The organism is Streptomyces monticola (genome assembly GCF_042665355.1).
GTDB lineage: Bacteria > Actinomycetota > Actinomycetes > Streptomycetales > Streptomycetaceae > Streptomyces > Streptomyces monticola.
This window is the reverse complement of the sequence record NZ_JBHTCF010000061.1, coordinates 1-1,591: the sequence shown is the minus strand read 5'-3', so window position 1 is coordinate 1,591 and position 1,591 is coordinate 1. Positions and strand designations below refer to the sequence as shown.

Here is a 1,591-nt window from a genome sequence, read left to right as displayed (position 1 = left end):
CGGCGGACGGCGGCGGTGATGGGGCCGTAGGTCGAGCCCCAGCCCAGGACCAGCAACTCGGCCTCACCGGTGGGGTCGTCGACCTCCACATCCGGGACCTCGATGCCGTCGACCTTGGCCTGCCGGGTACGGACCATGAAGTCGTGGTTGGCCGGGTCGTAGGAGATATTGCCCGTGCCGTCCTGCTTCTCGATCCCGCCGATCCGGTGCTCAAGCCCCGGCGTGCCCGGCACCGCCCACGGCCGCGCCAGGGTGCGCTCGTCACGCTTGTAGGGCCAGAACACCTCGGTGCCGTCGGCCAGCGTGTGGTTCGGGCCCTGCGCGAACTGCACCCGCAGATCGGGCAGTTCATCGATCTCCGGGATCCGCCACGGCTCACTGCCGTTGGCCAGATAGCCGTCACTCAGCAGGAACACCGGCGTGCGGTACGTCAGCGCGATCCGCGCCGCCTCCAGCGCCGCGTCGAAACAGTCCGCCGGCGTCTTCGGCGCCACGATCGGCACCGGCGCCTCACCATTGCGCCCGTACATGGCCTGCAGCAGATCCGCCTGCTCGGTCTTGGTCGGCAACCCGGTGGAAGGACCACCCCGCTGGATGTCCACGATCAGCAGCGGCAGCTCCAGCGACACCGCAAGCCCGATCGTCTCGGACTTCAGCGCCACACCGGGGCCGGAGGTGGTGGTCACCGCGAGGCTGCCGCCGAAGGCCGCGCCCAGCGCCGCACCGATACCGGCGATCTCGTCCTCGGCCTGGAAGGTCCGCACACCGAAGTTCTTGTGCTTGGACAGCTCATGCAGGATGTCCGAGGCCGGAGTGATCGGGTACGAGCCCAGATACAGCGGCAGATCCGCCTGCTGCGAGGCCGCCACCAGACCGTACGACAGCGCCAGGTTCCCCGAGATGTTGCGGTACGTGCCCGGCGCGAAGGCCTGGGCCGCGGGCTTCACCTCGTAGGAGACCGCGAAGTCCTCGGTGGTCTCACCGAAGTTCCAGCCCGCGTGGAACGCCGCGATGTTTGCCGCCGCGATATCCGGCTTCTTCGCGAACTTGCTCTTCAGGAAGGCTTCCGTGCCCTCCGTGGGCCGGTGGTACATCCACGACAACAACCCCAGCGCGAACATGTTCTTGCTGCGCCCGGCGTCCTTGCGCGACAGCTCGAACTCCTTCAACGCCTCCACCGTCAGCGTCGTCAGTGCCACCGGATGCACCCGGAAGCCGTCCAGAGAGCCGTCGTCGAGAGGCGACGCCTCATAACCGACCTTCTGCATCGCCCGCTTGGTGAACTCGTCGGTGTTGACGATGATCTCCGCGCCGCGCGGCACATCCCCGATGTTCGCCTTCAGCGCCGCCGGGTTCATCGCCACCAGCACATTGGGGGCGTCCCCGGGCGTGAGGATGTCGTGATCCGCGAAGTGCAGCTGGAACGACGAGACACCGGGCAGCGTCCCGGCAGGGGCACGGATCTCGGCGGGGAAGTTCGGCAGCGTGGAGAGGTCATTGCCGAACGACGCCGTCTCCGATGTGAAGCGGTCGCCCGTGAGCTGCATTCCGTCACCGGAGTCACCCGCGAACCGGATGATCACCCGGTCCA

Annotated in this window: 1 protein-coding gene; it reads right to left on the bottom strand. The window is 67.8% G+C overall.

Annotation, left to right across the window (positions count from 1 at the left end; all coding sequences use genetic code 11):
* Positions 1-1,591 (bottom strand): 2-oxoacid:acceptor oxidoreductase subunit alpha (locus ACFQVC_RS42425; RefSeq protein WP_381842137.1); only part of this gene is annotated, 1,591 nt, incomplete at both ends.